This is a genomic window from Streptomyces sp. NBC_01454, assembly GCF_036227565.1.
GTDB lineage: Bacteria > Actinomycetota > Actinomycetes > Streptomycetales > Streptomycetaceae > Streptomyces.
In genome coordinates, this window is record NZ_CP109460.1 from 4,868,093 (window position 1) to 4,893,307 (window position 25,215).

21 protein-coding genes and 1 pseudogene are annotated in these 25,215 nt (G+C 72.3%); 14 read left to right on the top strand and 8 right to left on the bottom strand.

Annotated features, from left to right (window positions below):
* The first annotated feature begins 85 nt into the window (after positions 1 to 85).
* The 5 genes from OIU81_RS21685 (at position 86) to OIU81_RS21705 (ending at position 6,673) form a co-directional block, all read left to right on the top strand.
* Complete coding sequence (locus OIU81_RS21685; RefSeq protein ID WP_329150360.1) at positions 86 to 2,317, top strand: MMPL family transporter; 2,232 nt, start codon at positions 86 to 88, stop codon at positions 2,315 to 2,317.
* A gap of 392 nt (positions 2,318 to 2,709) precedes the next feature.
* On the top strand, positions 2,710 to 3,840 hold the full coding sequence (locus OIU81_RS21690) for an energy-coupling factor ABC transporter permease (protein WP_329150362.1): 1,131 nt from the start codon (positions 2,710 to 2,712) through the stop codon (positions 3,838 to 3,840).
* Position 3,841: 1 nt separating this feature from the next.
* Positions 3,842 to 4,603, top strand: coding sequence for a cobalt ECF transporter T component CbiQ (gene cbiQ / locus OIU81_RS21695; RefSeq protein WP_329150364.1), 762 nt, complete (start codon positions 3,842 to 3,844; stop codon positions 4,601 to 4,603).
* Positions 4,591 to 5,370, top strand: coding sequence for an energy-coupling factor ABC transporter ATP-binding protein (locus OIU81_RS21700; protein WP_329150367.1), 780 nt, complete (start codon positions 4,591 to 4,593; stop codon positions 5,368 to 5,370). The genes cbiQ and OIU81_RS21700 overlap by 13 nt, the downstream gene beginning before the upstream one ends.
* Before the next feature lie 103 nt (positions 5,371 to 5,473).
* The gene (locus tag OIU81_RS21705) at positions 5,474 to 6,673 is read left to right on the top strand and encodes a serine hydrolase domain-containing protein (protein ID WP_329150369.1); all 1,200 of its coding nucleotides are present in this window, start codon (positions 5,474 to 5,476) and stop codon (positions 6,671 to 6,673) included.
* 505 nt (positions 6,674 to 7,178) lie between these two features.
* Here OIU81_RS21705 and OIU81_RS21710 read toward each other — a convergent pair.
* The 4 genes from OIU81_RS21710 to OIU81_RS21725 all read right to left on the bottom strand — a co-directional run bounded on the left by OIU81_RS21710 (position 7,179) and on the right by OIU81_RS21725 (position 12,220).
* Positions 7,179 to 8,024 (bottom strand): EamA family transporter, encoded by an 846-nt coding sequence (locus OIU81_RS21710; protein WP_329150371.1) that lies wholly within the window; start codon positions 8,022 to 8,024, stop codon positions 7,179 to 7,181.
* Entirely contained in the window at positions 8,021 to 8,575 is a 555-nt protein-coding gene (locus tag OIU81_RS21715) for a YbaK/EbsC family protein (protein WP_329150373.1), read from the bottom strand. Before OIU81_RS21715 ends, OIU81_RS21710 begins: the two co-directional genes overlap by 4 nt.
* An 88-nt stretch (positions 8,576 to 8,663) precedes the next feature.
* Positions 8,664 to 10,319 (bottom strand): penicillin-binding transpeptidase domain-containing protein, encoded by a 1,656-nt coding sequence (locus OIU81_RS21720; protein WP_329150374.1) that lies wholly within the window; start codon positions 10,317 to 10,319, stop codon positions 8,664 to 8,666.
* 155 nt (positions 10,320 to 10,474) lie between these two features.
* Positions 10,475 to 12,220 carry a dolichyl-phosphate-mannose--protein mannosyltransferase gene (locus OIU81_RS21725; protein WP_329150376.1) on the bottom strand — a complete coding sequence of 582 codons (1,746 nt, stop codon included), beginning with the start codon at positions 12,218 to 12,220 and terminating at the stop codon, positions 10,475 to 10,477.
* Positions 12,221 to 12,337: 117 nt separating this feature from the next.
* On the opposite strand from OIU81_RS21725, the gene rsmI reads away from it, so the two are divergent.
* The 7 genes from rsmI to OIU81_RS21760 all read left to right on the top strand — a co-directional run bounded on the left by rsmI (position 12,338) and on the right by OIU81_RS21760 (position 18,584).
* Positions 12,338 to 13,243 carry a 16S rRNA (cytidine(1402)-2'-O)-methyltransferase gene (rsmI, locus tag OIU81_RS21730; RefSeq protein ID WP_329150379.1) on the top strand — a complete coding sequence of 302 codons (906 nt, stop codon included), beginning with the start codon at positions 12,338 to 12,340 and terminating at the stop codon, positions 13,241 to 13,243.
* A gap of 173 nt (positions 13,244 to 13,416) precedes the next feature.
* The gene (locus tag OIU81_RS21735; protein WP_329150380.1) at positions 13,417 to 13,869 is read left to right on the top strand and encodes a hypothetical protein; all 453 of its coding nucleotides are present in this window, start codon (positions 13,417 to 13,419) and stop codon (positions 13,867 to 13,869) included.
* Between the two features lie 33 nt (positions 13,870 to 13,902).
* Entirely contained in the window at positions 13,903 to 14,808 is a 906-nt protein-coding gene (locus tag OIU81_RS21740; RefSeq protein WP_329150382.1) for a TatD family hydrolase, read from the top strand.
* Between the two features lie 157 nt (positions 14,809 to 14,965).
* Positions 14,966 to 16,120 (top strand): ubiquitin-like domain-containing protein, encoded by a 1,155-nt coding sequence (locus tag OIU81_RS21745; RefSeq protein WP_329150384.1) that lies wholly within the window; start codon positions 14,966 to 14,968, stop codon positions 16,118 to 16,120.
* A 22-nt stretch (positions 16,121 to 16,142) separates the two neighbouring features.
* Positions 16,143 to 17,057: a 16S rRNA (adenine(1518)-N(6)/adenine(1519)-N(6))-dimethyltransferase RsmA gene (rsmA, locus tag OIU81_RS21750; protein WP_329150386.1), complete on the top strand. Its 915-nt coding sequence runs from the start codon at positions 16,143 to 16,145 to the stop codon at positions 17,055 to 17,057.
* Positions 17,054 to 17,992, top strand: coding sequence for a 4-(cytidine 5'-diphospho)-2-C-methyl-D-erythritol kinase (locus OIU81_RS21755; protein ID WP_329150388.1), 939 nt, complete (start codon positions 17,054 to 17,056; stop codon positions 17,990 to 17,992). Before rsmA ends, OIU81_RS21755 begins: the two co-directional genes overlap by 4 nt.
* 226 nt (positions 17,993 to 18,218) lie before the next feature.
* The gene (locus OIU81_RS21760) at positions 18,219 to 18,584 is read left to right on the top strand and encodes a hypothetical protein (protein ID WP_329150389.1); all 366 of its coding nucleotides are present in this window, start codon (positions 18,219 to 18,221) and stop codon (positions 18,582 to 18,584) included.
* A gap of 151 nt (positions 18,585 to 18,735) precedes the next feature.
* Here OIU81_RS21760 and OIU81_RS21765 read toward each other — a convergent pair whose 3' ends face one another.
* Together OIU81_RS21765 and OIU81_RS21770 are read right to left on the bottom strand one after the other, a co-directional pair.
* On the bottom strand, positions 18,736 to 19,593 hold the full coding sequence (locus OIU81_RS21765; protein WP_329150391.1) for a maleylpyruvate isomerase family mycothiol-dependent enzyme: 858 nt from the start codon (positions 19,591 to 19,593) through the stop codon (positions 18,736 to 18,738).
* 236 nt (positions 19,594 to 19,829) lie between these two features.
* A pseudogene (locus OIU81_RS21770) lies at positions 19,830 to 20,027 on the bottom strand (helix-turn-helix domain-containing protein); the annotation flags it as partial.
* A 205-nt stretch (positions 20,028 to 20,232) separates the two neighbouring features.
* Between OIU81_RS21770 and OIU81_RS21775 the strand changes: the two are divergent.
* Positions 20,233 to 20,382, top strand: coding sequence for a hypothetical protein (locus OIU81_RS21775; RefSeq protein WP_329150393.1), 150 nt, complete (start codon positions 20,233 to 20,235; stop codon positions 20,380 to 20,382).
* A 421-nt stretch (positions 20,383 to 20,803) separates the two neighbouring features.
* Here OIU81_RS21775 and OIU81_RS21780 read toward each other — a convergent pair whose 3' ends face one another.
* Together OIU81_RS21780 and OIU81_RS21785 are read right to left on the bottom strand one after the other, a co-directional pair.
* Positions 20,804 to 21,559: an alpha/beta hydrolase gene (locus OIU81_RS21780; RefSeq protein WP_329150395.1), complete on the bottom strand. Its 756-nt coding sequence runs from the start codon at positions 21,557 to 21,559 to the stop codon at positions 20,804 to 20,806.
* Positions 21,560 to 21,813: 254 nt separating this feature from the next.
* Entirely contained in the window at positions 21,814 to 23,166 is a 1,353-nt protein-coding gene (locus OIU81_RS21785; RefSeq protein ID WP_329155275.1) for a VOC family protein, read from the bottom strand.
* A 121-nt stretch (positions 23,167 to 23,287) separates the two neighbouring features.
* On the opposite strand from OIU81_RS21785, the gene OIU81_RS21790 reads away from it, so the two are divergent.
* A complete protein-coding gene (locus OIU81_RS21790) occupies positions 23,288 to 25,087 on the top strand; it encodes an ABC-F family ATP-binding cassette domain-containing protein (RefSeq protein WP_329150397.1) in 1,800 nt (599 codons plus the stop codon).
* The last annotated feature ends 128 nt before the right edge of the window (positions 25,088 to 25,215 follow it).

A 25,215-nucleotide genomic window follows, 5' to 3' on the forward strand; every position in this document is an offset into this window, starting at 1 on the left:
GCCTCCGTACCCGGCACGCCGCTCTCGTCGCCGGGGCGATGGCGCACGCCTCCATACCCCTCTCACGACGGGAGCACCCGGTCTCGTGGCCACCTTCCTCTACAAACTCGGACGCCTCGCCTTCCGGCGGCGCCGCTTCGTCGCCCTCATATGGGTGGCCCTGCTGGCCGTCGCCGGTGTCGGTGCCGCCACCTCCGCCTCCCCGGCCGCCGACTCCTTCTCGGTCCCCGGCACCGAGGCCCAGCGCGCCTTCGACCTGCTCGACCAGCGGTTCCCCGGCGCGAACGCCGACGGGGCCACGGCCCGGGTGGTCTTCCGGGCCCCCAAGGGCGAGACCATGAAGGACCCGGCGAACAAGGCCGCCGTCGAACACACCGTGCGCGCCCTGAAGTCGGGCTCCGATCAGGTCGACCAGGTCGCCGACCCCTACGTCGCCAAGACCCTCAGCAAGGACGCCCGCACCGCCTACGCCCAGGTCACCTACAAGGTCACCGGCTTCGAGCTGACCGACCACTCCAAGGACGCCCTCAAGGACGCGGCCAAGGACGGCCGGACGTCCGGGCTGACCGTCGAGGTCGGCGGCAACGCGCTGCAGGCCATCCCCGAGACGGGAGCCACCGAGGTCATCGGTATCGGCGTCTCCGCGGTGGTCCTCGTGCTCACCTTCGGCGCGCTGATCGCGGCCGGACTGCCGCTGCTGACCGCGCTGATCGGCGTCGGCATCGGCGTCTGCACCATCACCGCGCTCAGCAGCGCGCTCGACCTGTCCAAGACGACCTCGACGCTGGCGATGATGATCGGTCTCGCCGTCGGCATCGACTACGCCCTGTTCATCGTCTCCCGCTACCGCGCCGAACTCACCGAGGGCCGGGAGCGGGAGGAGGCCGCCGGACGAGCGGTGGGCACCGCGGGCTCCGCGGTCGTCTTCGCCGGACTGACCGTGGTGATCGCGCTGGTCGGCCTCGCCGTCGTCCACATCCCGATGCTGACGAAGATGGGCCTGGCCGCGGCCGGCACCGTCGTCATCGCCGTCCTCATCGCGCTCACCCTCATCCCGGCGCTGCTGGGCTTCGCGGGGAAGCGGGTGCTGCCCCGCAAGACACGGGCCGCCGAGGAGACCGGCGGGCAGGGCGCCACGGGCGTGGCCGGCCGGCCCAACATGGGCACCCGCTGGGCGCGGTTCGTGCTGCGCCGCCCCGTCCTCGTCCTCCTCGCCGTGGTGCTCGGCCTCGGCGCCGTCGCGGTCCCCGCCGCCTCCCTGGAGCTGGGCCTGCCCGACGACGGCGCGCAGCCCACCCACACCACCCAGCGCAAGGCGTACGACCTGGTGTCGGACGGCTTCGGCCCCGGCTTCAACGGCCCGCTGATGCTGGTCGTCGACGCGCGGGACGTGCACAAGGGGCAGAGCGCCAAGTCCGCCGCCGCGCGGGTCGCCACGAAGGTGAAGGCCCTCGACGACGTCGCCGTCCTCACCCCGCCCGTCTTCAACAAGGCCGGCGACACCGCGCGGCTCACCGTCGTCCCGAAGTCCAAGCCCAGCAGCGCCGCGACCGAGGACCTGGTCCACGACATCCGGTCGAAGACCGCCGGCATCGCGACGGACACCGGCGCGCGGACCCTGGTCACCGGCGCCACCGCGATGAACGTCGATGTCTCGCAGAAGCTCAACGACGCCCTGGTGCCCTACCTCGCGCTGGTCGTCGGCCTGGCCTTCCTCCTGCTGATGGTCGTCTTCCGCTCAGTGCTGGTCCCGCTCAAGGCGGCCCTGGGCTTCCTGCTGTCGGTGGTGGCGGCTCTCGGCGCGGTCGTCGCCGTCTTCCAATGGGGCTGGCTGGCCGACCTGTTCGGGGTCGAGCAGACCGGGCCGATCATGAGCATGATGCCGATCTTCCTGGTGGGTGTGGTCTTCGGCCTGGCGATGGACTACGAGGTCTTCCTCGTGACGCGGATGCGGGAGGCCTTCGTCCACGGCGAACGCCCCGGCGAGGCCGTCGTCACCGGCTTCCGGCACGGCGCCCGGGTGGTCACCGCCGCCGCGGTCATCATGATCAGCGTCTTCGCCGGCTTCATCGGCTCCTCCGACTCGATGATCAAGATGATCGGCTTCGGCCTCGCCGTCGCCGTCTTCTTCGACGCCTTCCTCATCCGGATGGCCCTCGTCCCCGCCGTCCTGGCCCTGCTGGGCCGCGCGGCCTGGTGGCTGCCCCGGTGGCTCGGGCGGATCCTGCCGAACGTGGACGTCGAGGGCGAGGGCCTGCGCGAGCGGTCCGCCGGCGAAGCGGACGTGCGCGACGCCCGCACACCGGAACGCGTCTGACGAGCCGTCACCGCGCCGGCCGCCGGCCACCCGCCGCCGGCCGGCGCACCGAGACCTCCGGGACCGCTGTATGAGCGGAGCGGCACCCCGGAGCGGGCGCCCCTCCCGTGGGGACGGGAGCGGCGTACCAGGAGGGCCCGGCAACGGCCTCCCCGTGGGGACGGGGTCCGTTGCCGGGCCATTCGTGTGATACGGGCAGAAATCAGTAACAAACGGCACGACCTTCCCCGTCCGCCTCGTTCGCACACACGTACCGTCCTTCGGGAAGCCGCCAGTCGGTACCCCGCGTGCGGGGCCCTCGTGGCCGTTTCGCATCATGGGCGCTCTTGCAACACGTTTGCAGGAGGCACCACCATGGGTGGGCTGCGGAACCTGAAGCGGAGAACCCTGAGATGCACGTACCCGATGGATTCATCAATGCGCCGGTGTCGCTGGCGACCGGCGCGGTCGCCGCGGCCGCGGTCGCGGTCAGCCTGCGCGGCGCCCGGCGGGAGTTGGCGGGTGCGGGGCAGGGCGGCGTCGCGGGCGCCGAGCGCACGGCGCCGCTGGCCGGACTGGTCGCGGCGTTCATCTTCGCCGTGCAGATGCTGAACTTCCCGGTCGCGGCGGGCACCAGCGGACATCTCCTGGGCGGTGCGCTGGCGGCGATCCTCGTCGGCCCGTACACGGGTGTGCTGTGCGTCTCCGTCGTACTGCTCATGCAGGGCGTGCTGTTCGCCGACGGCGGGCTGACCGCGCTCGGCGTGAACATCACCGACATGGCGATCGTGACGACCGTGGTCGCCTACGTCCTGTTCCGCGGGCTGGTGAAGGTGCTGCCGCGCCGGCGCCGCTCGATCACCGTGGCCTCGTTCGTCGCCGCGCTGGTGTCGGTGCCGGCCGCCGCGGTGGTCTTCACCGCCCTTTACGCGCTCGGCGGGACCGCGGACGTGCCGATCGGCAAGGTCTTCACCGCCATGGTCGGCGTGCATGTGCTGATCGGCATCGGTGAGGCGGCGATCACCGCGCTGACGGTCGGCGCCGTCATCGCCGTCCGCCCCGACCTGGTCCACGGCGCGCGCGGCCTGACCGCCCCGCTGGAACTGCGCACCTCACCGCTCGCCGCCCCGGCCGACGCACCCGCCGCCCCGGAGGCCGAGCCCGTCCCGGCCGCCGCGGCCGCCGCCCCCCGCCGCTCCGTGCGCCGCGTCTGGCTGGCCGGGCTCGCCGCCGCCCTGGTGTGCGCGGGCGGCATCAGCTACTACGCCTCCGCCAGCCCCGACGGCCTGGAGAAGGTCGCCCACGATCAGGGCATCGACGCCAAGGCCAGGGTCCACGCCACCAAGGACTCCCCGCTCGCCGACTACAGCGTCAAGGACATCACCGACGCGCGGCTGTCCGGCGGCCTCGCCGGGGTCATCGGGGTCGGCGCGACGCTGGCCGTGGGCACGGGCGTGTTCGTCGTCCTGCGCCGCCGCAAGGGCGCCGCCACCGTCGAGCCGGCCGGCCAGGGCGCCGAGCGTCCGGCGCCGGAGCGCGCCTGAGATGGGCGCCGGACACGCCCACAAGCTCTACCGGCACGGGCATTCGCCGGTGCACGCGCTGCCGGCGCACTGCAAGATCGCGGCGGTGTTCTGCTTCGTCCTCGTCGTCGTCTCCACCCCGCGCGAGGCGCTCTGGGCGTTCGGGCTCTACGCGGCGCTGCTCGCGCTCGCCGCCGCGGCCGCCCGCGTCCCCGCCGGGTTCCTGCTCACCAGGCTGCTGATCGAGGTGCCGTTCGTCGCCTTCGCCCTGCTGATGCCGTTCGTCGCCGAGGGCCCGCGGGTGCACGTCGGCGGCCTGAGCCTGAGCACCTCCGGCCTGTGGGGCGCCTGGAACATCCTCGCCAAGGGGACGCTGGGCGTCGCCGCGTCCGTGCTGCTCGCCGCCACCACCGAACTGCGGGAACTGCTGCAGGGCCTCCAGCGCCTGCGGATGCCGCCGCTGCTCGTCCAGATCGCCTCCTTCATGATCCGCTACGGCGACGTGATCACCGACGAGATGCGCCGGATGCGGATCGCCCGGCTCTCCCGCGGGTTCGAGGCGCGCGGCGTGCGGCACTGGGGCGTGCTCGCCAAGTCCGCCGGCGCGCTGTTCATCCGCTCCTACGAGCGCGGCGAGCGCGTCCACCTCGCCATGGTCAGCCGCGGCTACACCGGCACCATGCCCGTCGTCGACGCGGCCTGCGCCACCCGCGCACAATGGACCCGCGCGGCCGCCCTCCCGCTCGCCGCGCTCGCCGTCTGCCTCCTGGGATGGACCCTTTGAGCACCACCACGCCCGCACCCGCCCCCTCCCTCGCCGTCTCCCGGCTCGCCTACGCCTACCCCGACGGCCACCAGGCGCTCTTCGGCGTCGACCTGACCGTCGGCCGCGGCGAGCGGGTCGCGCTGCTCGGGCCCAACGGCGCCGGCAAGACCACCCTCGTCCTCCACCTCAACGGCATCCTCGAAGCGGGCGCCGGCACCGTCGCGGTCGCCGGCCTCCCGGTCGCCAGGAAGAACCTCGCGGAGATCCGCCGCCGCGTCGGCATCGTCTTCCAGGACCCCGACGACCAGCTGTTCATGCCCACCGTCCGCGAGGACGTCGCCTTCGGGCCGGCGGCCGCGGGCCTGCGCGGCGCGGAGCTCGACGCCCGCGTCACCGAGGCCCTCACCCGGGTCGGCATGGCGGACTTCGCCGACCGCCCGCCGCACCACCTCTCCTTCGGCCAGCGCCGCCGGGTCGCGGTCGCCACGGTCCTGGCGATGCGCCCCGAGATCCTCGTCCTCGACGAGCCCTCCTCCAACCTCGACCCGGCCTCCCGCCGCGAACTCGCTGACATCCTTCGGTCGTTGGACGTCACCGTCCTGATGGTCACCCACGACCTGCCCTATGCGCTGGAGCTGTGCCCGCGCTCCGTGGTGCTCTCCGGCGGAGTGATCGTCGCCGACGGCACCACCCAGCAGCTGCTGTGCGACGAGGAACTGATGCGCACCCACCGCCTGGAACTCCCCTTCGGGTTCGACCCGCGGTCGGTCGACCTGCCGCTGTGACCCACCGCCGCGGCCGGGCCGTGTGACGAACGCCACCCGCCACCGTCCTGGTCATCAGCACTGATCCGCGCGTTGCACCATGGATGGGTCACAAAGGCGACGGATGAGTGGGAAGCAGGAATCAGTGGTGGACGTCCAGGGCACGGTCGAGGACGGCTTCGAGCCGGTCCGGGACGCTTTCATGGCCAACTTCGACCGCCGCGGCGAGCGGGGTGCGGCGGTCGCCGTCTACCACCACGGGCGCAAGGTCGTCGACTTGTGGGGCGGCACGAAGGACGGCGACGCCCAGGGGGAGGCCGCGCCCTGGGAAGCCGGCACGGCCCAGGTGATCCGCTCCGCCTCCAAGGGCATCGCCGCCGTCGTCCCGCTGCTGCTGCACCAGCGCGGACAGCTCGACCTCGATGCCCCGGTCGGCACGTACTGGCCCGAGTTCAAGGCCGCCGGCAAGGAACGGGTCCTCGTCCGCCACCTGCTCTCGCACCGCGCCGGGCTGCCGGTGCTGGACACCCCGCTCACCCCCGCCGAGGCCATCGACGGCGTCAGCGGCCCCGCCGCCCTCGCCGCCCAGGCACCCGCCTGGGAGCCCGGCACCGACCACGGCTACCACGCCCAGACCTACAGCTGGCTGCTCGGCGAGCTGGTGCGGCGGGTCACCGGCCGCACCATCGGCACCTGGATCGCCGAGGAGATATCCGGGCCGCTCGGCCTCGACCTGTGGCTCGGCCTCCCCGAGGCCGCACAGTCCCGCGTCGGCCGGCTCGCCACCGTCGAGACACCGCCGCGGCCCGCCGCTTCCGGGCTCCGGGTCCGCCCGAAGCAGTCCGTCGCCGACGCCTACGCCGATCCCGACTCGCTCACCAGCCGCGCCTTCGCGGCGATCTCCCCGGGCCCCGACGAGAACGACCCCGCCTACCGGGCCGCCGAACTCCCCGCCTCCGCGGGCATCGCCACCGCCCGCTCCCTGGCCCGCTGTTACGCCGCCCTCATCGGCGCCGTCGACGGTCACCCCCGGCTCTTCGCCCCCGCGACCCTCACCCTCGCCCGCACCGAGGAATCCGCCGGCCCGGACCGCACCCTCCTCGTCCACACCCGCTTCGGCCTCGGCTTCATGCTTCACGGCTCCGCCTCTCCTCTCCTGGGGCTGGGCTCGTTCGGCCATCCCGGCCGCGGGGGCGCCCTGGCCTGCGCCGACCCGGAGACGGGGCTGGCCTTCGGCTACGTCACGAACGGGATGCAGCGGAACGTGATGGCGGACGCCCGTGCGCAGGCGCTGGCGCGGGCGGCTTCCCACGTTGCCGGGTGATCCGCCGTTCTTGTTTCTGTGAGTTTTTCCCGCCTTCGGCGGGGGCGGGGTGGGTTGTGGGGTGGGGTCCCGGTAGCTGTGTGGTGGTGGCGGGGGCAGGGGCTCCGGGGTGTGTTGTCGGACTGCTTCGCTTTACGTCCGACAACACACCCCTCCGCCCCTGCCCCCTCCCGTAGTTCGCCGGGCCCCACCCCGGTGGGGGGATGAGTCAAAGACAAAAGCCAGAAGCTCGGCCGGAGTGTGACGCGGCCGAGCTTCTGGCTTTTTGACCCATCCCCCCACCGGACGGGGGCGCCATCCCGGACGGGAGGTGGGGGGCCGGAGGGGCCTGTGTTGTGGACGTAAAGCGAAGCAGTCCACAACACAGGCCCCGGAGGCCCACCACCGGCACCACCACAGAGCCACAGGCGCCCCCGCCCAAACACAACCCACCCCCGCCGAAGGCGAAAAACAAACAGACGAGGCACGGCGCCGCAGCCGAAAACGTGGGAAGCGGGCCGCCAGGCTACGTCAGCATGAGGCCGATCCCGATCACCATCAACCCGGCTGCCGCGATCCGCGGCGCGCCGAACCGTTCCTTGAAGAAGACCGCACCGATCGCGGCGCCGACGATGATCGAGGACTCGCGCAGGGCGGCGATGGGGGCGAGCGGGGCGCGGGTCTGGGCCCACAGGACCAGGCCGTAGGCGAAGACGGAGAGCACGCCGCCGGCCAGTCCGCGCAGGGCGAAGGGGCGCAGCTCGGTGAGGAGTTGGCGGCGGCGTGTGGCCAGCGCGTAGGCGGGGATCACGAGGCCTTCGAGGATCATCAGCCAGGCGATGTAGCCAAGGGGGGTGCCGGAGGCGCGGACGCCCAGGCCGTCGACGGTGGTGTACGAGGCGATGGCCAGGCCGGTGGCGAGCGCGGCGATGATGGCCGGCCAGTGGGGGCGCTTCCCCGAGCCGCGGATGCCCCACAGGGCGACGCCGACCAGGCCCGCGGAGGCCAGTGCCACGCCGGCCAGTGCCCAGCCGTCGGGGACCTCGTGGACGAAGACGGCGGCCAGGACCGTGACGACCAGGGGCGCGGTGCCGCGGGCGATGGGGTACATCTGGCCGAAGTCGCCCAGCTGGAACGACCGCATGAGCAGGGCCTGGTAGACGATGTGCAGCACGGCGGAGGACAGCAGGAAGGGCCAGGCGTCGGGGGCGGGGAGCGGGGTGACGGCGGCCATGGCCAGGCCGCAGAGCGCACCGCCGCCGCCGACCAGGGTGAAGGCCAGGAGCTGGTCGCGGATGCCGTGGGCGATGGCGTTCCAGCTGGCGTGGGTGACGGCGGCCAGCAGGACGGCCGCGACGACGAGCGGGGTCACGAGGTGCGCTCGCGCACGTCCACGACACGGGCCCCGGCGTATTCGACCAGGGCGGTGGGGTCGAGCGGGAAGACGGTGTGCGGGGTGCCGGCGGCGGCCCAGACCGTCGTGTGGGCGAGCAGTCCGCGATCGGCCAGGACGCGGGTGCGGCTGCGGTGGCCGAAGGGCGGTACGCCGCCGATGGCGTAGCCGGTGGTCGCGCGCACGAGGTCGGCGTCGGCGCGGCCGACCCGGTCGGCGCCGAGTTCCGCGCGCAGACGTTTCGTGTCGACCCGCCCGGCGCCGTCCATGAGGACCAGCACCGGCTCGCCTTCTCCCAGCGCTCGGCCTTCCTCGGCCAGGGGGGACCCCCATGCCGTGAAGATCAGCGACTTGACGATCTGGGCGAGCTCGCAGCCGACGGCCGCGGCGGCCTCGGCGGCGGTGCGGGTGGCCTCGGGGAAGCGGCGGACCTCGACGGTCAGGCCGAGCTCGGCGAGGGCCTCGGCGAAGCGGGGGTGGGCGGGTGAGCCGGTGGTCTCCGGGGTGGTGTCGGACGCGGAATCGTTCATGGCCCGCACGCTAGCGAAAGCTGTACGGGCCATGCGACCGTCTTCCGGCCGATGAGATGAGGGGCACGTGGTGCGGCGCCCCGCCGCCTCAGCCGGCGGTGAGGATGGCGCGGACCAGCGGGCCCGCGTTGGAGCCGCCGTGGCCGCTCGCCGGGACGACGGCCGCCGCGGCGAGGTCGTCGCGGTAGGCGGTGAACCAGGCGTTGGGCTTCTTCTGGCTGTCGACCTCGGCCGAGCCGGTCTTGGCGCCGACGTCACCACTGACCCCGGCCATCGCCTCGGCGGCCGTACCGGAGGTCGCGGTCAGCTTCATCAGCGACCGCAGACCGCTGAGGGTGGACGGCTTCATCGTGCGCGAGGCCTTGGCGAGCGTCCGGTTGTCCAGCGACGGCGCGACGATGTACGGCTGGTGGAAGGAGCCGGCCCGGACCGTCGCGGCGAGCGTGGCGACGTTGAGCGGGTTCATCCGCACCCCGCCCTGGCCGATCAGCGAGGCCGCCATCTGGGCGTCGTGCTGCACCGGCACCGCGCCGTCGAAGGTGGGGATGCCGGTCTGCCAGTTCAGGCCGATGCCGAAGACGTCCCGGGCCTCATTGGTCAGGTCGTCGTCGCTGAGGTCCTTGGCGTGCGAGATGAAGGCGTTGTTGCAGGACGCGGCGAAGCTCTGTGCGAAGGTGCCGTCCTTGATCTCGGACTTGTTGAGGTTCTGGAACTTCCAGCCGCCCACGGTCACGTACTTGGGGCACGGGTTCTTCTTGCCGGGCGAGGTCAGGCCCTTGTCCATGAGCAGCGCCGAGGTGACGATCTTCATCGTGGAGCCGGGGGCCAACGACCCCTGGGTGGCCATGTTGAAGCCCTTCTCCGGGGCGTTGGCGATCGCCAGGATCTCGCCGGTGCTGGGCTTGACCGCGGCCGCGGAGGCGGACTTCTTGCCCTTGACCGCCCGCTCGGCCGCCGACTGCATCGCGGCGTCCAGGGTGGTCTTGAGCGTGCCCGGCGTTCCCTTGGAGAGCACCTTCAGCGTCTTGTCGGGCAGCTGGTCGGCGGGCTTGGCGCTCTTGGCGCGCTGGATGAACAGCTCCACGCCGGGCTTGCCGTCGGTCTTGTCGCCGTACTTGTCGCGCAGGCTGTCCAGCACCCCGGCCAGCGCCGGGTGCGCCTGCGGGGTCAGCACGGCGCCATGGCGGTCCACGGCCTTGATCGGCGGTGCCTCGGCCTCGCCGGTGCGCAGCTGGTCGCCCTTGGCCAGGCCCGGGTGCAATACCGTCGGCCGCCAGGCGATCTGCGGCTTTCCAGTGGTCTTGTCCCGCTGCAGGGTCGCGGAAGTGCGGTACGAGTAGGCCGCCTTGGTGCCCTTGTAGGCGATCTGGGTGGAGACGCTGTACGGGACCTTGTCGCCGTCCGGGGTACCGGGGGTGACCGTCACCTCGGAGAACTTCGTCTGCGTACGGAAGGCCTCCATCGCGCTCTTGCAGGTCGCCGGATTGTCCGTCAGCCCGGCCGCCTTGGCGGCGTCGCCGGACTGCCAGGCGGACAGGAACTGCCGGGACGTCGTCTGCACTTCCTTGGCCGACAGGGGACCGGTCGGCACCTTGGGCCCCTTGTCGCCCGACTTGCCATCCGCCGCCCTGACCTCCTGATGCGACGAGTCGTCCGAGCCGCCGAACAGCGTCAGACCGCCCACGACGCCCGCCACCAGGGCCACCGATCCGCCGATCAGCCCGTACATCACCTCACGGCGCATGCCACCGATTCCCTCCTGAAGCCTCGCCCTTGAATACGCACGCAAGAACGTCCTTCGCACTCTAAGGGACACGGGGAGGCCGTGAGTCTCGATCGGGGCACGGTCCGGTGACGCGCTGTTGTAAGCCTGTTACGGAACTGTCGAACTGGGCGGGCTCACACCCAGGTGTCGAACCACATCCGGTGGTGCCAGGCGCTCTTGGGGATCGGCATACCCGTATAGAGCGGATAGAAGTAGATGAAATTCCACACGATGAGGAGGACGAGGACACCGGCCCCCACCGCACCGATCGTGCGGCGCCGCTCCGTCGAGCCCGGGGGTCCGACGATCGCGCCGATCATCATCGCCAGCGCCAGACACAGGAACGGGACGAACACCACCGCGTAGAAGAGGAAGATGGTCCGTTCCTGGTAGAGGAACCACGGCAGATAGCCGGCCGCGACCCCGCAGGCGACGGCCCCGGCCCGCCAGTCCCGCCTGAACAGCCAGCGGTACAGGACGTAGACCAGCGCGAAGCACGCCGCCCACCACAGCAGGGGGGTGCCCAGCGCCAGCACCTCGCGGGCACAGCCCTCGGCCGCCGTGCAGCCGTCCTGGCCGGCCTTGGGGTCCTCGTAGAAGTACGACACCGGGCGCCCCAGGACCAGCCAGCTCCACGGGTTGGACTGATAGGCGTGCGGGGTGGTCAGTCCGGTGTGGAAGGCGTAGACCTCGGTCTGGTAGTGCCACAGGCTGCGCAGCCAGTCCGGCAGCCAGGTCCAGGCGCCGGTACGGCCCTCCGGGGTGGTCGCCCAGTCGCGGTAGTAGCCGCCCTTGGTGGCGATCCAGCCGGACCAGGACGCGAGATAGGTGGCGAGGGCCAGGACGACCGTGGACCCGAACGCGGGCAGCACGTCACGGCGCAGCACCGACCGGAAGGGGCGCCGGGCACCGGCCGTACGGCGGGCCGCGACGTCCCACAGCACCGACATCAGGGCGAACGCGGCGAGGTAGTACAGGCCGTTCCACTTCGTCGCGGCGGACAGGCCCAGACACAGCCCCGCCGCGATCCGCCAGGGCCGCCACCCCAGCCGCAGCCGGTCGCCGACCGCCTCGTCCGGGCGGGCCGGTCCCGTCCCGCCCCCGGAGTCCTCGGCGAGCGGCAGTGCCGCCGCCAGCCGGGCCCGGGTGCGGTCCCGGTCCACCAGCAGACAGCCGAACGCGGCCACCACCCAGAACATCACGATCAGGTCGAGGAGGGCGGTGCGGCTCATGACGAAGTGCAGCCCGTCGACCGCCAGCAGGGTCCCCGCCAGACAGCCCAGCGCCGTCGACCGCAGCAGCCGGCGGCCGATCCGGCAGACCAGGAGCACGGACAGCGTGCCGAGCAGCGCCACCATGAACCGCCAGCCGAAGGGGTTCATCCCGAAGGCCCACTCACCCAGCGCGATCAGCCACTTGCCCATCGGCGGGTGCACGACGTACGAGTGCTCGGGGGAGAGCAGCAGCTGCGGCGGATGCCCGACCAGCGCGTCATTGGCGTTCTTGGCCCAGGTGCCCTCGTAGCCGTACTGCAGCAGCGACCAGGCGTCCTTGGGGTAGTACGTCTCGTCGAATATCACCTTCCGCGGGCTGCCCAGGTCCCAGAACCGCAGCACCCCCGCGAAGACCGTCACCAGCAGCGGACCGGCCCAGCCCGACCAGCGCGTCAGCCGGGCCGCCGCACCGGGGCCCGCGCCGAACACCGCCCACAGGCGCCCGCTCGGCTCGGGAAAGGCGGGCACCAGCCGCGCCCGGACATCGGCCTGCGGGCGGGCGGCGTATCCGAAGCGGCGCAGCCGCCGCTGCCACGCGGGGGGCCGCCCGGCCGGCTCCGGGGCAGGCTGCGCGGCGGCGTCGGTCGCGGTGGTGTCACTCGTCACCGGCCCATCGTAGGGAAGCCGCCTGTGGACCCGTGGGGAGCGCCACCGTGCAACCGGCGGGTCGGGGCGCGGCGGCGCCCTGTGAGACGGGCGGCGATGCCCTGGGAGGATGGGCGGGTGACTGGAACGCTGGTACTTGCAGGGACACCCATCGGTGAGATCGCGGACGCGCCGCCGCGGCTCGCCACCGAGCTGGCCGCCGCCGACGTGATCGCCGCCGAGGACACCCGGCGGCTGCGCCGGCTCACCCAGGCGCTGGACGTCCAGCCGGCCGGGCGGGTCGTGTCGTATTTCGAGGGCAACGAGGCGGCCCGGACGCCCGAACTGGCCGAGGCGCTGACCGGCGGGGCGCGGGTGCTGCTGGTCACCGACGCGGGGATGCCCTCCGTCTCCGACCCGGGCTACCGGCTGGTGGCCGCCGCCGTCGAGCGCGGCATCACGGTCACGGCCGTCCCGGGCCCCAGCGCGGTGCTGACCGCCCTGGCCGTCTCCGGGCTGCCGGTGGACCGCTTCTGCTTCGAGGGGTTCCTGCCGCGCAAGGGCGGTGAGCGGCGCTCCCGGCTGCGTGAGGTCGAGGGTGAGCGGCGCACGCTGGTCTACTTCGAGGCGCCGCACCGCCTGGACGACACCCTGGCCGCGATGGCCGAGATCTTCGGCACGGACCGGCGGGCGGCCGTGTGCCGCGAGCTGACGAAGACCTACGAGGAGGTCAAGCGCGGGCCCCTGGGCGACCTCGCGGCCTGGGCGGCGGAGGGCGTGCGCGGCGAGATCACGATCGTGGTCGAGGGCGCGCCGGACACCGGGCCGCAGGACCTGGGCGCCGAGGAGCTGGTGCGCCGGGTGCGGGTCCGTGAGGAGGCCGGCGAGCGCCGCAAGGAGGCGATCGCCGCGGTCGCCGCGGACGCGGGGCTGCCCAAGCGCGAGGTCTTCGATGCGGTGGTCGCCGCGAAGACGGCGGCAAAGACGGCAGAAAAGACCGTGGCCAAGAGCACGGAGAAAACCGACTCATCAGAAGGTAAATGACTGGCCTCGAAGGTAAAGGGCGGGGCTGCGCGATCGGGTGTTTTTCCTGCCACCGGCCAAATCTGGGCCAATACGATAGAAGCACTACTGCGCTATGGCCGGGAAAGGCGTTCCCTGGGACAGGGGACGAACGGTTTCCCGAAGACCTTGTCCAGCGGACAAGAGGAGCGCACATGAGCGAGTTTGCGAACACCACTGGCGTCACGGCCAGCGGAGACCACCTTGCCCCCCGGCCCGAGGCCGCCGCGCACGAGGCGTACTCGTTCGCCTGCATGAGGTGCGGGCACGGCTGGGAGCAGGCGTACGAGATAGTCCACCAGGTCGACGGCAAGGGCGAGCTGCACGTCGTCTACTACGCGGACGGCGAGCGGGTCCCGTCCCCGCTGACCCACCCCTCCTGCCTGAACTGCGGCTCCGATGTGGTCCGCATCATGCGGTCCGGTCAGGTCTCGATGGTCTCCGACGCGATCGCGAGCATGCATCAGCGCCAGCCCGACAGTGCGAAGCGGAAGGAGCCGTCGCCCGTGGCGGACGCCGGCCGCAGCGGCAGCACCGCCGAGGAGGACGGCCGCCACCACTGGCACCTCTCCGACCTGCTGCACCCCTTCCAGCACCACCGCAAGTGAGGCCCCTGCCGCGGCCCTCGTAGGATCGCGGCCATGGCTCCGCAGGACAAGAACACGCCGCCGCCGCTGCCCGAACCGCTTCGGGTGGCGGTGGCGGATTCGCACACCCACCTGGACATGCTCCCCCAGCCGGCGCCGGGAGGTGCCTCCACGGCCTCCGTCGAGGAGGCCCTCGCCAAGGCCGCCTCGGTCGGGGTGACCACCGTCGTCCAGGTGGGCTGCGATCTGGCGGGTTCCCGCTGGGCCGCCGAGACCGCGGCCGCCCACGAGGCCGTTCATGCCACGGTGGCGCTGCACCCCAATGAGGCACCCCGGATCGTGCTGGGTGACCCTGGGGGAGGATCGTCGCGGCAGGGCGCCCGGGAAGCCGGCGGGGACGCCGCGCTCGACACCGCGCTCGCCGGGATCGACGAGCTGGCCGCGCTGCCGCAGGTCCGGGGCGTCGGCGAGACCGGCCTGGACCACTTCCGCACCGGCCCCGAGGGCATGGCCGCCCAGGAGCGCTCCTTCCGCGCCCATATCGAGATCGCCAAGCGGCACGGCAAGGCCCTGGTCATCCACGACCGGGAGGCGCACGACGACGTGCTGCGGATCCTGCGCGAGGAGGGCGCCCCCGAACGGGTCGTCTTTCACTGCTACTCCGGTGACGCCGCGATGGCCGAGATCTGCGCCGCGGCCGGCTACTACATGTCCTTCGCCGGCAACGTCACCTTCAAGAACGCCCAGCCGCTGCGGGACGCCCTCGCCGTCGCCCCGCCCGAGCTGGTCCTCGTCGAGACCGACGCCCCTTTCCTCACCCCGGCCCCGTACCGCGGCAGGCCCAACGCCCCGTACCTCATTCCGGTCACCCTGCGGGCGATGGCCGAGGTCAAGGGGATGACGGAAGACGCCATGGCCACCGCCGTCGCGGCGAACACGGCACGGGCCTTCGACTACTGAGCGGCCGGGGGCCCGTCACGGCGGGCCGCTGACGGGCCGCCGCGGCAACCTCGGTCCCCCGTACGGCCACTATCCGTACTGATCTGACTTTGGAGAGTTACCGGACACTCCGCTACATTCCGGCCGTCAACCGCATCCGGGGCATGTGGAGCGCGCCGTGAGTCATTCGCAGAGCAGCCACCGCGTCACGCGCGGACGTCGCAGACGCCGCGCCGAACCCCCCGAAGCGCTGCGCCGGCTGCTGCCCAGGGCGCTGGTCGTCGCCTTCCTCGCCGGCGGCACCACCGCCTTCATCGCGCACGACAAGGCCGTCCGGCTCACCGTCGACGGCACCCCGCGCACCCTGCACACCTTCGCCGACGACGTCGATGACCTGCTGGCCGACGAGCATCTCGACATCGGCGCCCACGACATCGTCGCCCCCGCTCCCGGCAGCGCACTCGGCAGCGGTGACGAGGTCGTCGTCCGCCACGGCCGCCCGGTCGTCCTGACCATCGACGGGCAGCGCCGCACGGTGTGGACCACGGCGGACACCGTCGCCGGCGCGCTCCACCAGCTCGGCGTGCGCGCCGAGGGCGCCGTGCTGTCCGCCGACCGCTCCCGGCGCATCGAGCAGCACGGCATGGAGCTGGCGGTCCGCACCGAACGCTCGGTGGTCATCGTCGCCGACGGCCGGGAGCACCGGGTCCGCACCAACGCCGCGACCGTCCGCGAGGCCCTGGCCGAGGCCGGCCTCGCGCTGCGCGACCAGGACACCACCTCGGTGCCGCCGGACAGCTTCCCCCGCGACGGCCAGACCGTTTCCGTGCTGCGGATCACCGGCTCCAAGGAGGTCCGCGAGGTGCGCCTCCCCTTCCGCACGATCCTGCGGGCCGACCCGCGGCTGGCCCGCGGCGTCCAGTCCGTCGTCCAGCAGGGGCGGCCCGGCGTGCGGCGGGTCACCTACCGGGTGCGCACCGTCAACGGCGTCCGGCAGAAGCCCAAACGGCTGCACAGCGAGATCGTGCACGCCCCCCGCCCGCAGATCGTCCACCTCGGCACCATGGTGCTGCCCACCTCCGTGCGCGGCGCCGACCACCTCGCCTGGCATGCGCTGGCGCAGTGCGAGGCGGGCGGGCGGCCGAACGCCGTCGACGCGTCGGGCACCTACGGCGGGCTCTACCAGTTCGATGCCGGCACCTGGCGGGCCCTCGGCGGCCGCGGCCGGCCGCAGGACGCCTCCCCCCGGGAACAGACCTACCGGGCCAAGAAGCTCTACATCAGAAGGGGGGCGAGCCCGTGGCCGCTCTGCGGCCGTAAGCTTCACGGGTGAACGAGCGCAGCGAGGCTTTGGCATGAGCAAGAGCACCACCGACGATTCCGGTCCCCTGCTGGGCGCCGCCGACATCCGCGAGCTGGCCGCCGCGCTGGGCGTCCGCCCCACCAAGCAGCGCGGCCAGAACTTCGTCATCGACGCCAACACCGTCCGCCGGATCGTGCGGACCGCCGAGGTCCGGCCCGACGATGTCGTCGTCGAGATCGGCCCCGGCCTCGGCTCGCTGACCCTGGGGCTGCTGGAGGCCGCCGACCGGGTCACCGCCGTCGAGATCGACGAGGTGCTGGCGGCCGCACTGCCCGGCACCATCGCGGCCCGGATGCCCGAGCGCGCCGACCGCTTCGCGCTGGTGCACAGCGACGCCATGCACGTCACCGAGCTGCCCGGCCCCGCGCCCACCGCGCTGGTCGCCAACCTCCCGTACAACGTCGCGGTGCCGGTGCTGCTGCACATGCTCGCGACCTTCCCCACCATCGACCGCACCCTGGTCATGGTGCAGTCCGAGGTCGCCGACCGGCTGGCCGCCCGCCCCGGCAACAAGGTCTACGGCGTGCCGTCGGTCAAGGCCAACTGGTACGCCGAGGTCAAGCGGGCCGGCGCGATCGGCCGCAATGTCTTCTGGCCCGCGCCCAACGTCGACTCCGGCCTGGTCTCCCTCGTACGCCGCGAGAAGCCGGTCGAGACCTCGGCGAGCCGCGACGAGGTCTTCGCCGTCGTCGACGCAGCCTTCGCCCAGCGCCGCAAGACGCTGCGGGCCGCGCTGTCGGGCTGGGCCGGTTCGGCCGCCGCCGCGGAGGCCGCACTCGTCGCCGCGGGCGTCTCCCCGCAGGCCCGCGGGGAAGGGCTGACCGTCGAGGAGTTCGCGCGGATCGCCGAACACAAGGGACCGGGTGGCGCGCCCGGCATCCGTCAGTCACGGGGAGAGCAGGCATGACGGCCACCACCTCGGTCACCGTCCGGGTACCGGCGAAGGTCAACGTCCAGCTGGCGGTGGGCGCCGCCCGCGCGGACGGCTTCCACGACCTGGCGAACGTCTTCCTCGCCGTCGGCCTCTTCGACGAGGTCACCGCGACCCCCGCCGACACCCTCCGGATCACCGCCGAGGGCCATGACGTCGACCGCATCCCGCTGGACCGCACGAACCTGGCGGCCCGCGCCGCCGAACTGCTCGCGGCCCGGCACGGCATCGAGCCGCACGTCCACCTCCACATCCGCAAGGACATCCCCGTCGCGGGCGGCATGGCCGGCGGCAGCGCGGACGCCGCCGCCGCCCTGCTGGCCTGCGACACCCTGTGGTCCACCGGCGCCTCACGGGACGAACTCCTGTCCCTCTGCGCCGAGTTGGGCAGCGACGTACCGTTCAGCCTGGTCGGCGGCGCGGCACTGGGCCGCGGCCGCGGCGAACTGCTGACCCCGCTCCCCGCCGGCGGCACCTTCCACTGGGTCTTCGCGGTCGCCGACGGCGGCCTGTCCACCCCGGCCGTCTACGGCGAGTTCGACCGGCTGACGGCGGGGACCGAGGTGCCGGAGCCGGAGGCGGCCCCCGAGCTGCTGGCCGCCCTGGAAGCCGGCGACGCCACCGCCCTCGCTGCGGCTCTCGTCAACGACCTTCAGCCCGCGGCGCTGTCCCTGCGGCCGTCGCTGAGCGCGACTTTGGCGGCCGGCACCGGGGCCGGGGCGTTGGCAGCGTTGGTCTCCGGCTCCGGGCCGACCACGGCCTTCCTGGTCAAGGACGCGGAGGCGGCCGGGGAGGTGGCGGCGGCACTGCTGGCGTCGGGGACGTGCCGCCAGGTGCGGGTGGCGGAGGGGCCGGCGGCGGGGGCTACGGTCCTTCAGGGCGGGGAAGGTTCTCCGAAACCGTCGTGGTAGCGATGTCACGGCGGGGCAAATCCCGTACCCGCCAGACCAGTTCAACGGACAGGTATCTCCTATGGGAGGGAAGCCGCCGGACTGGCTCGCGCCTCATCCTCCGGGTGCATCGCCCGTAGACTCCGAGACCTGTGCGATGAGTTCGGCCCCCTGCGCCGTGATCACCGCGTGGCTGAGCCGGGGCGGAGATCGCCACGCTGAGCACGCCGTGACGAGAGGGGATCGCATGTCGCAGGCCGAGGGTGCACGACTGTTCCGGGAAACCTGGATTGCGGGAGTGCACCAGCACTTCCCCGGGGAGCCGAAGGCCGGCTACGTCACTCCGTGGGACGACACCCCGCAGTGGGAGCGCGAGGCCGCCGGGTCGGTCCACGCGCAGGTGCGTCACTTCATCGAGAGCAGCGACGGGCACACGTCCAGGCTGTCGCGGGAACAGAAAGGCCGCTTCGTCGCGATCTGCTGGACGGCCCAGATGTTCAAGCATTTCGACGACCCGAAGCCGGGCTACGTCGCGGACTGGCCCGACCTCCCGGCCTGGCAGCAGGGGACCGACGCCGACATCTTCGAGGCCATCGAGAAGGCGCTGAGCTGACCACACGGAAACGCTCTTCGCCGGTCAGCCGACTGGAAACCTTCGGAGCGGGCTCTACACGCCATGGGCTTCCTGCGTCGCCCTTCGTGTGTCGTACCGGGTGCCCTCGCCGCCGCGCCTGGTCATCGGCGGCGGACCGGCTTGCTGCCGGTCAATGGATGATGGACACGATCTGGCAGGCGGCTTCCGCCAGTTCGCGGTCGCCCTCGATGCCGGCGCGGGTGAGGGCGGTGTCCGGCTGGATGCCGCGGGTGCACAGACGCCAGGCAGTCTCCGCGTCCAGGTGGACAACGGCGGCGGGGAGCCCGGCGTCCGGCTCGGCAAGCGACCAGCGGTCCTCGGTCGCGGTAGCGGTCCAGGTGCCGCCTGCCGGGCCGGCGATGCGCACCCGGATCTGGGTGCCGACGGGCGCGGTGGCCTCCCGCAGGGTATGCGGCAGGGCACGCATGAAGGTGTCCAGGACCACGGACAGGAACTGCGGATCAGGGTCGGTCCCTTGGCCGGTGGCATGGCGGATCTGCTGGCGATGGGTCCAGAACTCGGTGAAGTCCCGGGCGCTGTCCAGCCACATCGGCGCCGGGTCGACACCGGCCCAGGACACCCCCAGCGAGGGGGCATGGGGGGCGGTGGTCTCGTAGAACCCGGTCACCTGCCTGCCGACCAGATCCAGGGTGTCGATGAGCGCGCGCGGGCTCACCCGGGACCAGGCGTCGACCCATTCTTGATTGATGCGGTGGATGAACTGCTCCAGTGACTCGCCCGGCGCGAACCCAGGCCCTTCCCGGTGCCCGTCGCGGTCCCGGGCGAGGCGTCCGTAGAAGTCCCCCAGGACGTGGGCGGCGAGATCGCGCACGGTCCAGCCGGGCACCGCTTCCCTCCGCCAGTCGGCGGGCGCCAGGTCGCGCAGCATGGCCATCAGTGCGGCCTGCTCAGGCGCGAAGAGCGGACCGGCCTCGATCGGAACACCGAGCCACTGAGGGGCCGGCGCGCCACTGAACTGGGAGCTCATGACCAAAGCCTGCCCATCAGACGTCCGGTTGGCTAACGAATATCCCCTTCAGGGCGATGGTGGCGTGGCTCACTCCCCCTGGCTCACTCCCCCTGGCTCACTCCCCCTGGCTCGCGTCACCGTCCGGCCGTGATTCGCCAGACACGCCATAGGCCGGGATGGAGAGTGGGCCGGCCGGGCGATGGCCCCTTGGCCCTCGCCGTGCGGGCGCTGACCTTCTCCTCCACCTCCTCATCGCCATCTGTCTTGAGCACCCTGTCCACATGCTCGGCCAGCTCCGCCGGCATCCGCCGTTCGCCGCGTTCGATCTCGCTTAGGTGGCTCGGTCCGTACAAGCTGCCCTCGACCAGCTGCTGGCGCGTGAGTCCGGCCAATTCCCGCTGGTAGCGCAGCTCCTTGCCGTAGAACGTGGGGACTCCCGCCGAGCCGTCAATGTCCTTGCGCCGTGCCCCGGTTCACTGCCGTACGTGTAGCTGATTCCCAGTCGTTTCGGACGAGCCCCGGCGGTTCCCGCATCTCCACCACGTCACACCGCGCATTCCCCGGGCCGCGACCGGGAGCACAACCCCCTTTCACGCTACGCCGCGTCACGTCACTCTGTAAGCGGTTCGTTGCCATGCGTACAGAAAGGCGGGGTTCATGCCCCTCAACCGCTCTCTCCCCGACGAAGTGCACGAAAGCGCCGAAGAGCTGCGCACCGCGCTGAAGGAGAACGGCACCACGCTGCCGTCGCTCGGCGTCGACCTGCCCGGCTCCGCGGGCGTCTACGGCGTCTCGCTCGTCGCCTAGATAACTGCAATACGGCCACCGCCCGCCGGCTCGCCGAGGTTCTGCGCAAGGCGGCGGCCCGTCGAACGGTGCCCCGGGGCTCGTCCGGACGACCCTCGGAAGGCTGCTGAGCTGGTTACTTCCGGGGCGGGGCGGCCATCGGGCGCTCACCAGTACCGGTGTGCTCGCCGCCACGGCCCGGTCACCGGCGGCTCCGGCGCGGCGTCGTCTCGTACGTGTCCGCCGGGTACCGCCCGGACTTCTTCCGCCGCCGTGCAGTGCGGACAGTGACCTCGTCCGGCCGTACGTCCCTGTCTCGGAGGCCCGGCAGCGTGCGGCTCAGGAGGCCCGGCGCCGGAAACTGGAGGAGTCCGTGCGGAGGCTCAACACTGGTCGTCGGGTGGGGGGAGGGTGCCGCTGAGGCGCCGTGAGGGGCCGAGGGTCAGGACGCACGCCTGGCGGCCTCGGCCAGCACTCCGGCCACCAGCCGGCCCGCACGTACCGCGTGTTCCGCAGCCGTCGGCACGCAGCGGTCCGCCGCGGGGTCGTACGCGGACATGATCACGCCTGCGTGGTCGGTCTCCGGCTCCTGGAGTGTCACCGCGGCACCCGCGGCCCGCAGCACCTCCACCAGGTCGTGGGAGTGCCGGGCCGCCAGGACGGTGTCGCGGCTGCCGTGGACGAGGTGGGCCGGGACGCCCGGCTCCCGGCCCGCGGTGAGATCGGTCAGGGGCGCGGTGCCGGTGGTCCGGGCCGGCAGGTCGTAGCGGCCCGCCATCCCCACCACGGCCCGCGGCCGCCACCCGTCCGTGATCTCGGGCCGCAGCGCGACCCCCAGTGCGGCCCCGGCCCCCGCCGACCACCCGGCCAGGACGAGCGACTCCCCGTCGCAGCCCAGCCCGCCCGCTTCCTTCCTGGCGAAGGCCAGCGACTCCAGCAGGTGCGCCCGGCCCCCGCCGGCGGCGTCCGAGCGCCAGTCCGGGACCAGGACCAGCAGGCCGCGCTCCGCAGCCGTCCGCGCCAGCGGTTCCATGATGTCCCGCTCGTCGGGGCCGATGCCGTGCCAGAGCAGCACGACGGGCACCGGCCCTGGGACGCCCGCCGGCCGGTACACATCCAGGTGCTTGCCGCTCGGGCCGTAGACCAGCCCGCGTGCCGTCTCCACTGCCGTGTCCGCCATGCCCATGTCCGGTGCCATGGCGGCACGTTACAACGGGGCGTGGCGCCTCAGGCGTCCGCGAGGGTGTACGACACCACCCAGGAAAGGACCAGCAGACAGGGGGCCGCCCGGCTTCTGGAGTAATCAGGGCGGTCAGCGGCTCGCCACCGGCATGGAGTACGCCATGGCCGAAGGCCCTCTCGCTCAGAGCGAGTTCGCTGCGCTGACTCGCCGGTTCGAGGAGAGCGCGCAGACGACCGATCGCGAGTTCGGCATCGTCAAGAAGCGAGGCCCTACGGGGCGTCGATGCGGATGTCCGCCGACGTCTCCGGCCTCTCCGGCCCCAGACCGGTCAGGTCGTCCGACTCGTCCTCAAAGCGGCGCACCGCCTCAGCGACCTCATGGTCACTGGACTCAACGCAGAACTCGTTGCCCTCCGGGTCGGTGAACACCACCACTTCGAGCCCGGCGCTCGTGTTCGTCCAGTACCGGCTGACGACCGTCGCACCCAGCGCCGTAAGCCGCTCCACCTCGTCCTGCAGCCGCCCCTCAACGGGGTTCAGCCACAGCCGCGGCTGGCTTCGAGGGGACTCGGGCCGCTCCACGAGGTAGAGGGCAAAGCCCGTCTCGCCCTCGGGCGTGATGCGGACACCGTCGGCGCCTGGCCCCATCGGAGCGCCCAGCGCTTCTTCCCAAAACCCTCCCAGCCCGATGGGATCAGCACACTCCAGCTCGATCTTGCGCATCTTCAGGCCCATCGCGTCACCGTACGACAACCGGCATCTCCGCAAAGCTGAGTCAGCCAGGCTCACACACCGGCGGGCTGCGGCCGCCGTACCTGCGACGGGGGCCGCCCGGTCCTCGGCTGGAACAGCCCGCAGCGCCGCGCAGGTGGTCTTGGCGGGCGGTGACCAGGGCGCCCCACCGTTGTCGGACGATGCGGGCGTTGTCCAGCCACTGGGTGGTGCTGTTCGCCGGCTGGGGCTGGTCGCCCATGGCGGTGGCGGTTTCGATGAGTGGGTGAGCCAAGGGAGGCCGGCGGCGGTGCTCTCGGTGTGCAGAGCGGTGGCGCAGGCCCTGACGCAGGCACGCCACCAGCAGGGCCCGGCCGGTGGCGCGGGCGCCGGCGGCGTCTTGCCACTGCCGGCCGAGGGCGGCGAGCGTGCGTTCGGCGGCTTGGTGCCGGTCGGCGGGGGGCCAGCGGTCCTCGGCATGGTCGCCGGCGGTGCGCAGGGCGGTGCGCAGGGCGGTGCGGATGGCGGCGTGCAGGTGGTCGGCCAGATCGCGTACGGAGGACCCTCGGTGACCAGCGGCCGTTCGACGAGCCTGCGGGCGGCCGCCAGGAGGCAGCCCCGGCCGGCAGGCCCCCTCCTGCTCATGCCCACCAGCGCCAGGAGGGCGGCCGAGAAGGCGGCGGCGACCGGCAGGGTGCCGACGATCTGCCGTCCGCCCGTGGAGCAGATGATGCGGGCGTCACCCTCGAAGCAGTTGTCGCTCGCCATCACCAACAGCGGCCCGAACAGACCGGTCAGCCCGGCGAACGCCAGCAGGAGCAGGCCGGCGGCGAAGCGGCCCGCGGCGGAGCCCGTCACCGGCGGTGCGGCGTCGCGCGTGGGAGGGGCGGCCGGTGCCTGGTCGTTGATCATGCGGCTCACGCCGGAGCCGCCTGCCGCCCCGGCCTTCCGTACGGATACTCATCTCCCGGCAGCCCTCCTCCCCACGCCGACTAGGCTGGGAAGGTCGATCGATCTGAAGTGCAGGAGCGGAATGGCCACGAACCTCGTCAATCTGGAAGCCGTCGGCAAGGTGTACGGAACCCGTGCCCTGCTCGACGGTGTCTCGCTCGGCGTCAACGAGGGGGACCGGATCGGCGTCGTCGGACGCAACGGGGACGGCAAGACCACCCTGATCCGGATCCTCGCCAAGCTGGAGGAAACGGACAACGGCCGGGTCACCCACAACAGCGGGCTGCGCCTCGGTGTCCTCACCCAGCACGACTCCCTCGACCCGGCCGCGACCATCCGGCACGAGGTCATCGGCGACCTCGCGGACCACGAGTGGGCCGGCAACGCCAAGATCCGCGACGTGCTGACCGGCCTCTTCGGCGATCTGCACATGCCGGGCTTCACCCAGGGCCTGGACACCGTGATCGGCCCGCTGTCCGGTGGTGAGCGCCGCCGTATTGCGCTGGCCAAGCTGCTGATCGCCGAGCAGGACCTGATCGTCCTGGACGAGCCCACCAACCACCTCGACGTCGAGGGCATCTCCTGGCTGGCCGGGCACCTGCGCGCCCGCCGCTCCGCCCTCGTGGTCGTCACCCACGACCGGTGGTTCCTCGACCAGGTCTGTACGCGGATGTGGGACGTCCAGCGTGGCGACGTCCACGAGTACGAGGGCGGCTACAGCGACTACGTCTTCGCGCGGGCCGAGCGCGAGCGGATCGCCGCCACCGAAGAGGTCAAGCGGCAGAACCTGATGCGCAAGGAGCTGGCGTGGCTGCGGCGCGGCGCCCCGGCCCGCACGAGCAAGCCCCGCTTCCGCATCGAGGCCGCCAACGAACTGATCGCGGACGTCCCGCCGCCGCGCGACAACGCCGAGCTGATGAAGTTCGCCAGCTCCCGGCTGGGCAAGACCGTCTTCGAGCTGAAGGACGTCAGCGTCCAGGCCGGGCCGAAGGTCCTCCTCAAGCACCTGACCTGGCAGCTGGGTCCGGGCGACCGGATCGGCCTGGTGGGCGTCAACGGTGCCGGCAAGACCTCGCTGCTGCGGGCGCTCGCCGACGCCGCCCGTACGCAGGGCGAGACCCAGCCGGTGGCCGGCCGGGTCATCGTCGGCAAGACCGTGAAGCTGGCGTACCTCTCCCAGGAAGTCGGCGAACTCGACCCGGCGCTGCGGGTACTGGAGGCCGTCCAGCGGGTGCGCGAGCGGGTCGACCTGGGCAAGGGGCGGGAGATGACCGCCGGCCAGCTGTGCGAGAAGTTCGGCTTCACGAAGGAGAAGCAGTGGACGCCGGTCGGCGACCTCTCCGGCGGTGAGCGCCGCCGCCTGCAGATCCTGCGCCTCCTCATGGACGAGCCCAACGTCCTCTTCCTCGACGAGCCGACGAACGACCTGGACATCGAGACGCTGACGCAACTGGAGGACGTGCTCGACAGCTGGCCCGGCTCCCTCATCGTCATCAGCCATGACCGCTACTTCATCGAGCGCACCACCGACCGCGTCCACGCCCTCCTCGGCGACGCCACGCTGCGGATGCTGCCGCGCGGCCTGGACGAGTACCTGGAGCGCCGCCAGCAGGTCATCGATGCCGCGATGCCGGCGCCCGCCCAGCAGACGGCCGCCCCCAAGAAGGCCGCGGCCGTCAACCGCGCCGCCCAGAAGGAACTCCAGAAGATCGAGCGCCAGTTGGACAAGCTCGTCGACAAGGAGACCAAGCTCCACGCCCAAATCGCCGAAAACGCCACCGACTTCGAAAAGGTCGCCGGCCTCGACGCCCAACTCCGCGAACTGAGCACGGAGAAGGACGAGTTGGAAATGCGGTGGCTGGAGCTGGCGGAGGAGGCGTAGGCGGCTCGGGGGCGCGCGCGGCTCCTGGAGCGATGCCGTTTACCGCGGGGAACAGGGGTCTTCTGACCACACGGTGATCGGCGGGACTGACGGGACTGACGAGACTGACGGGACTGGCGGGGCCGGGC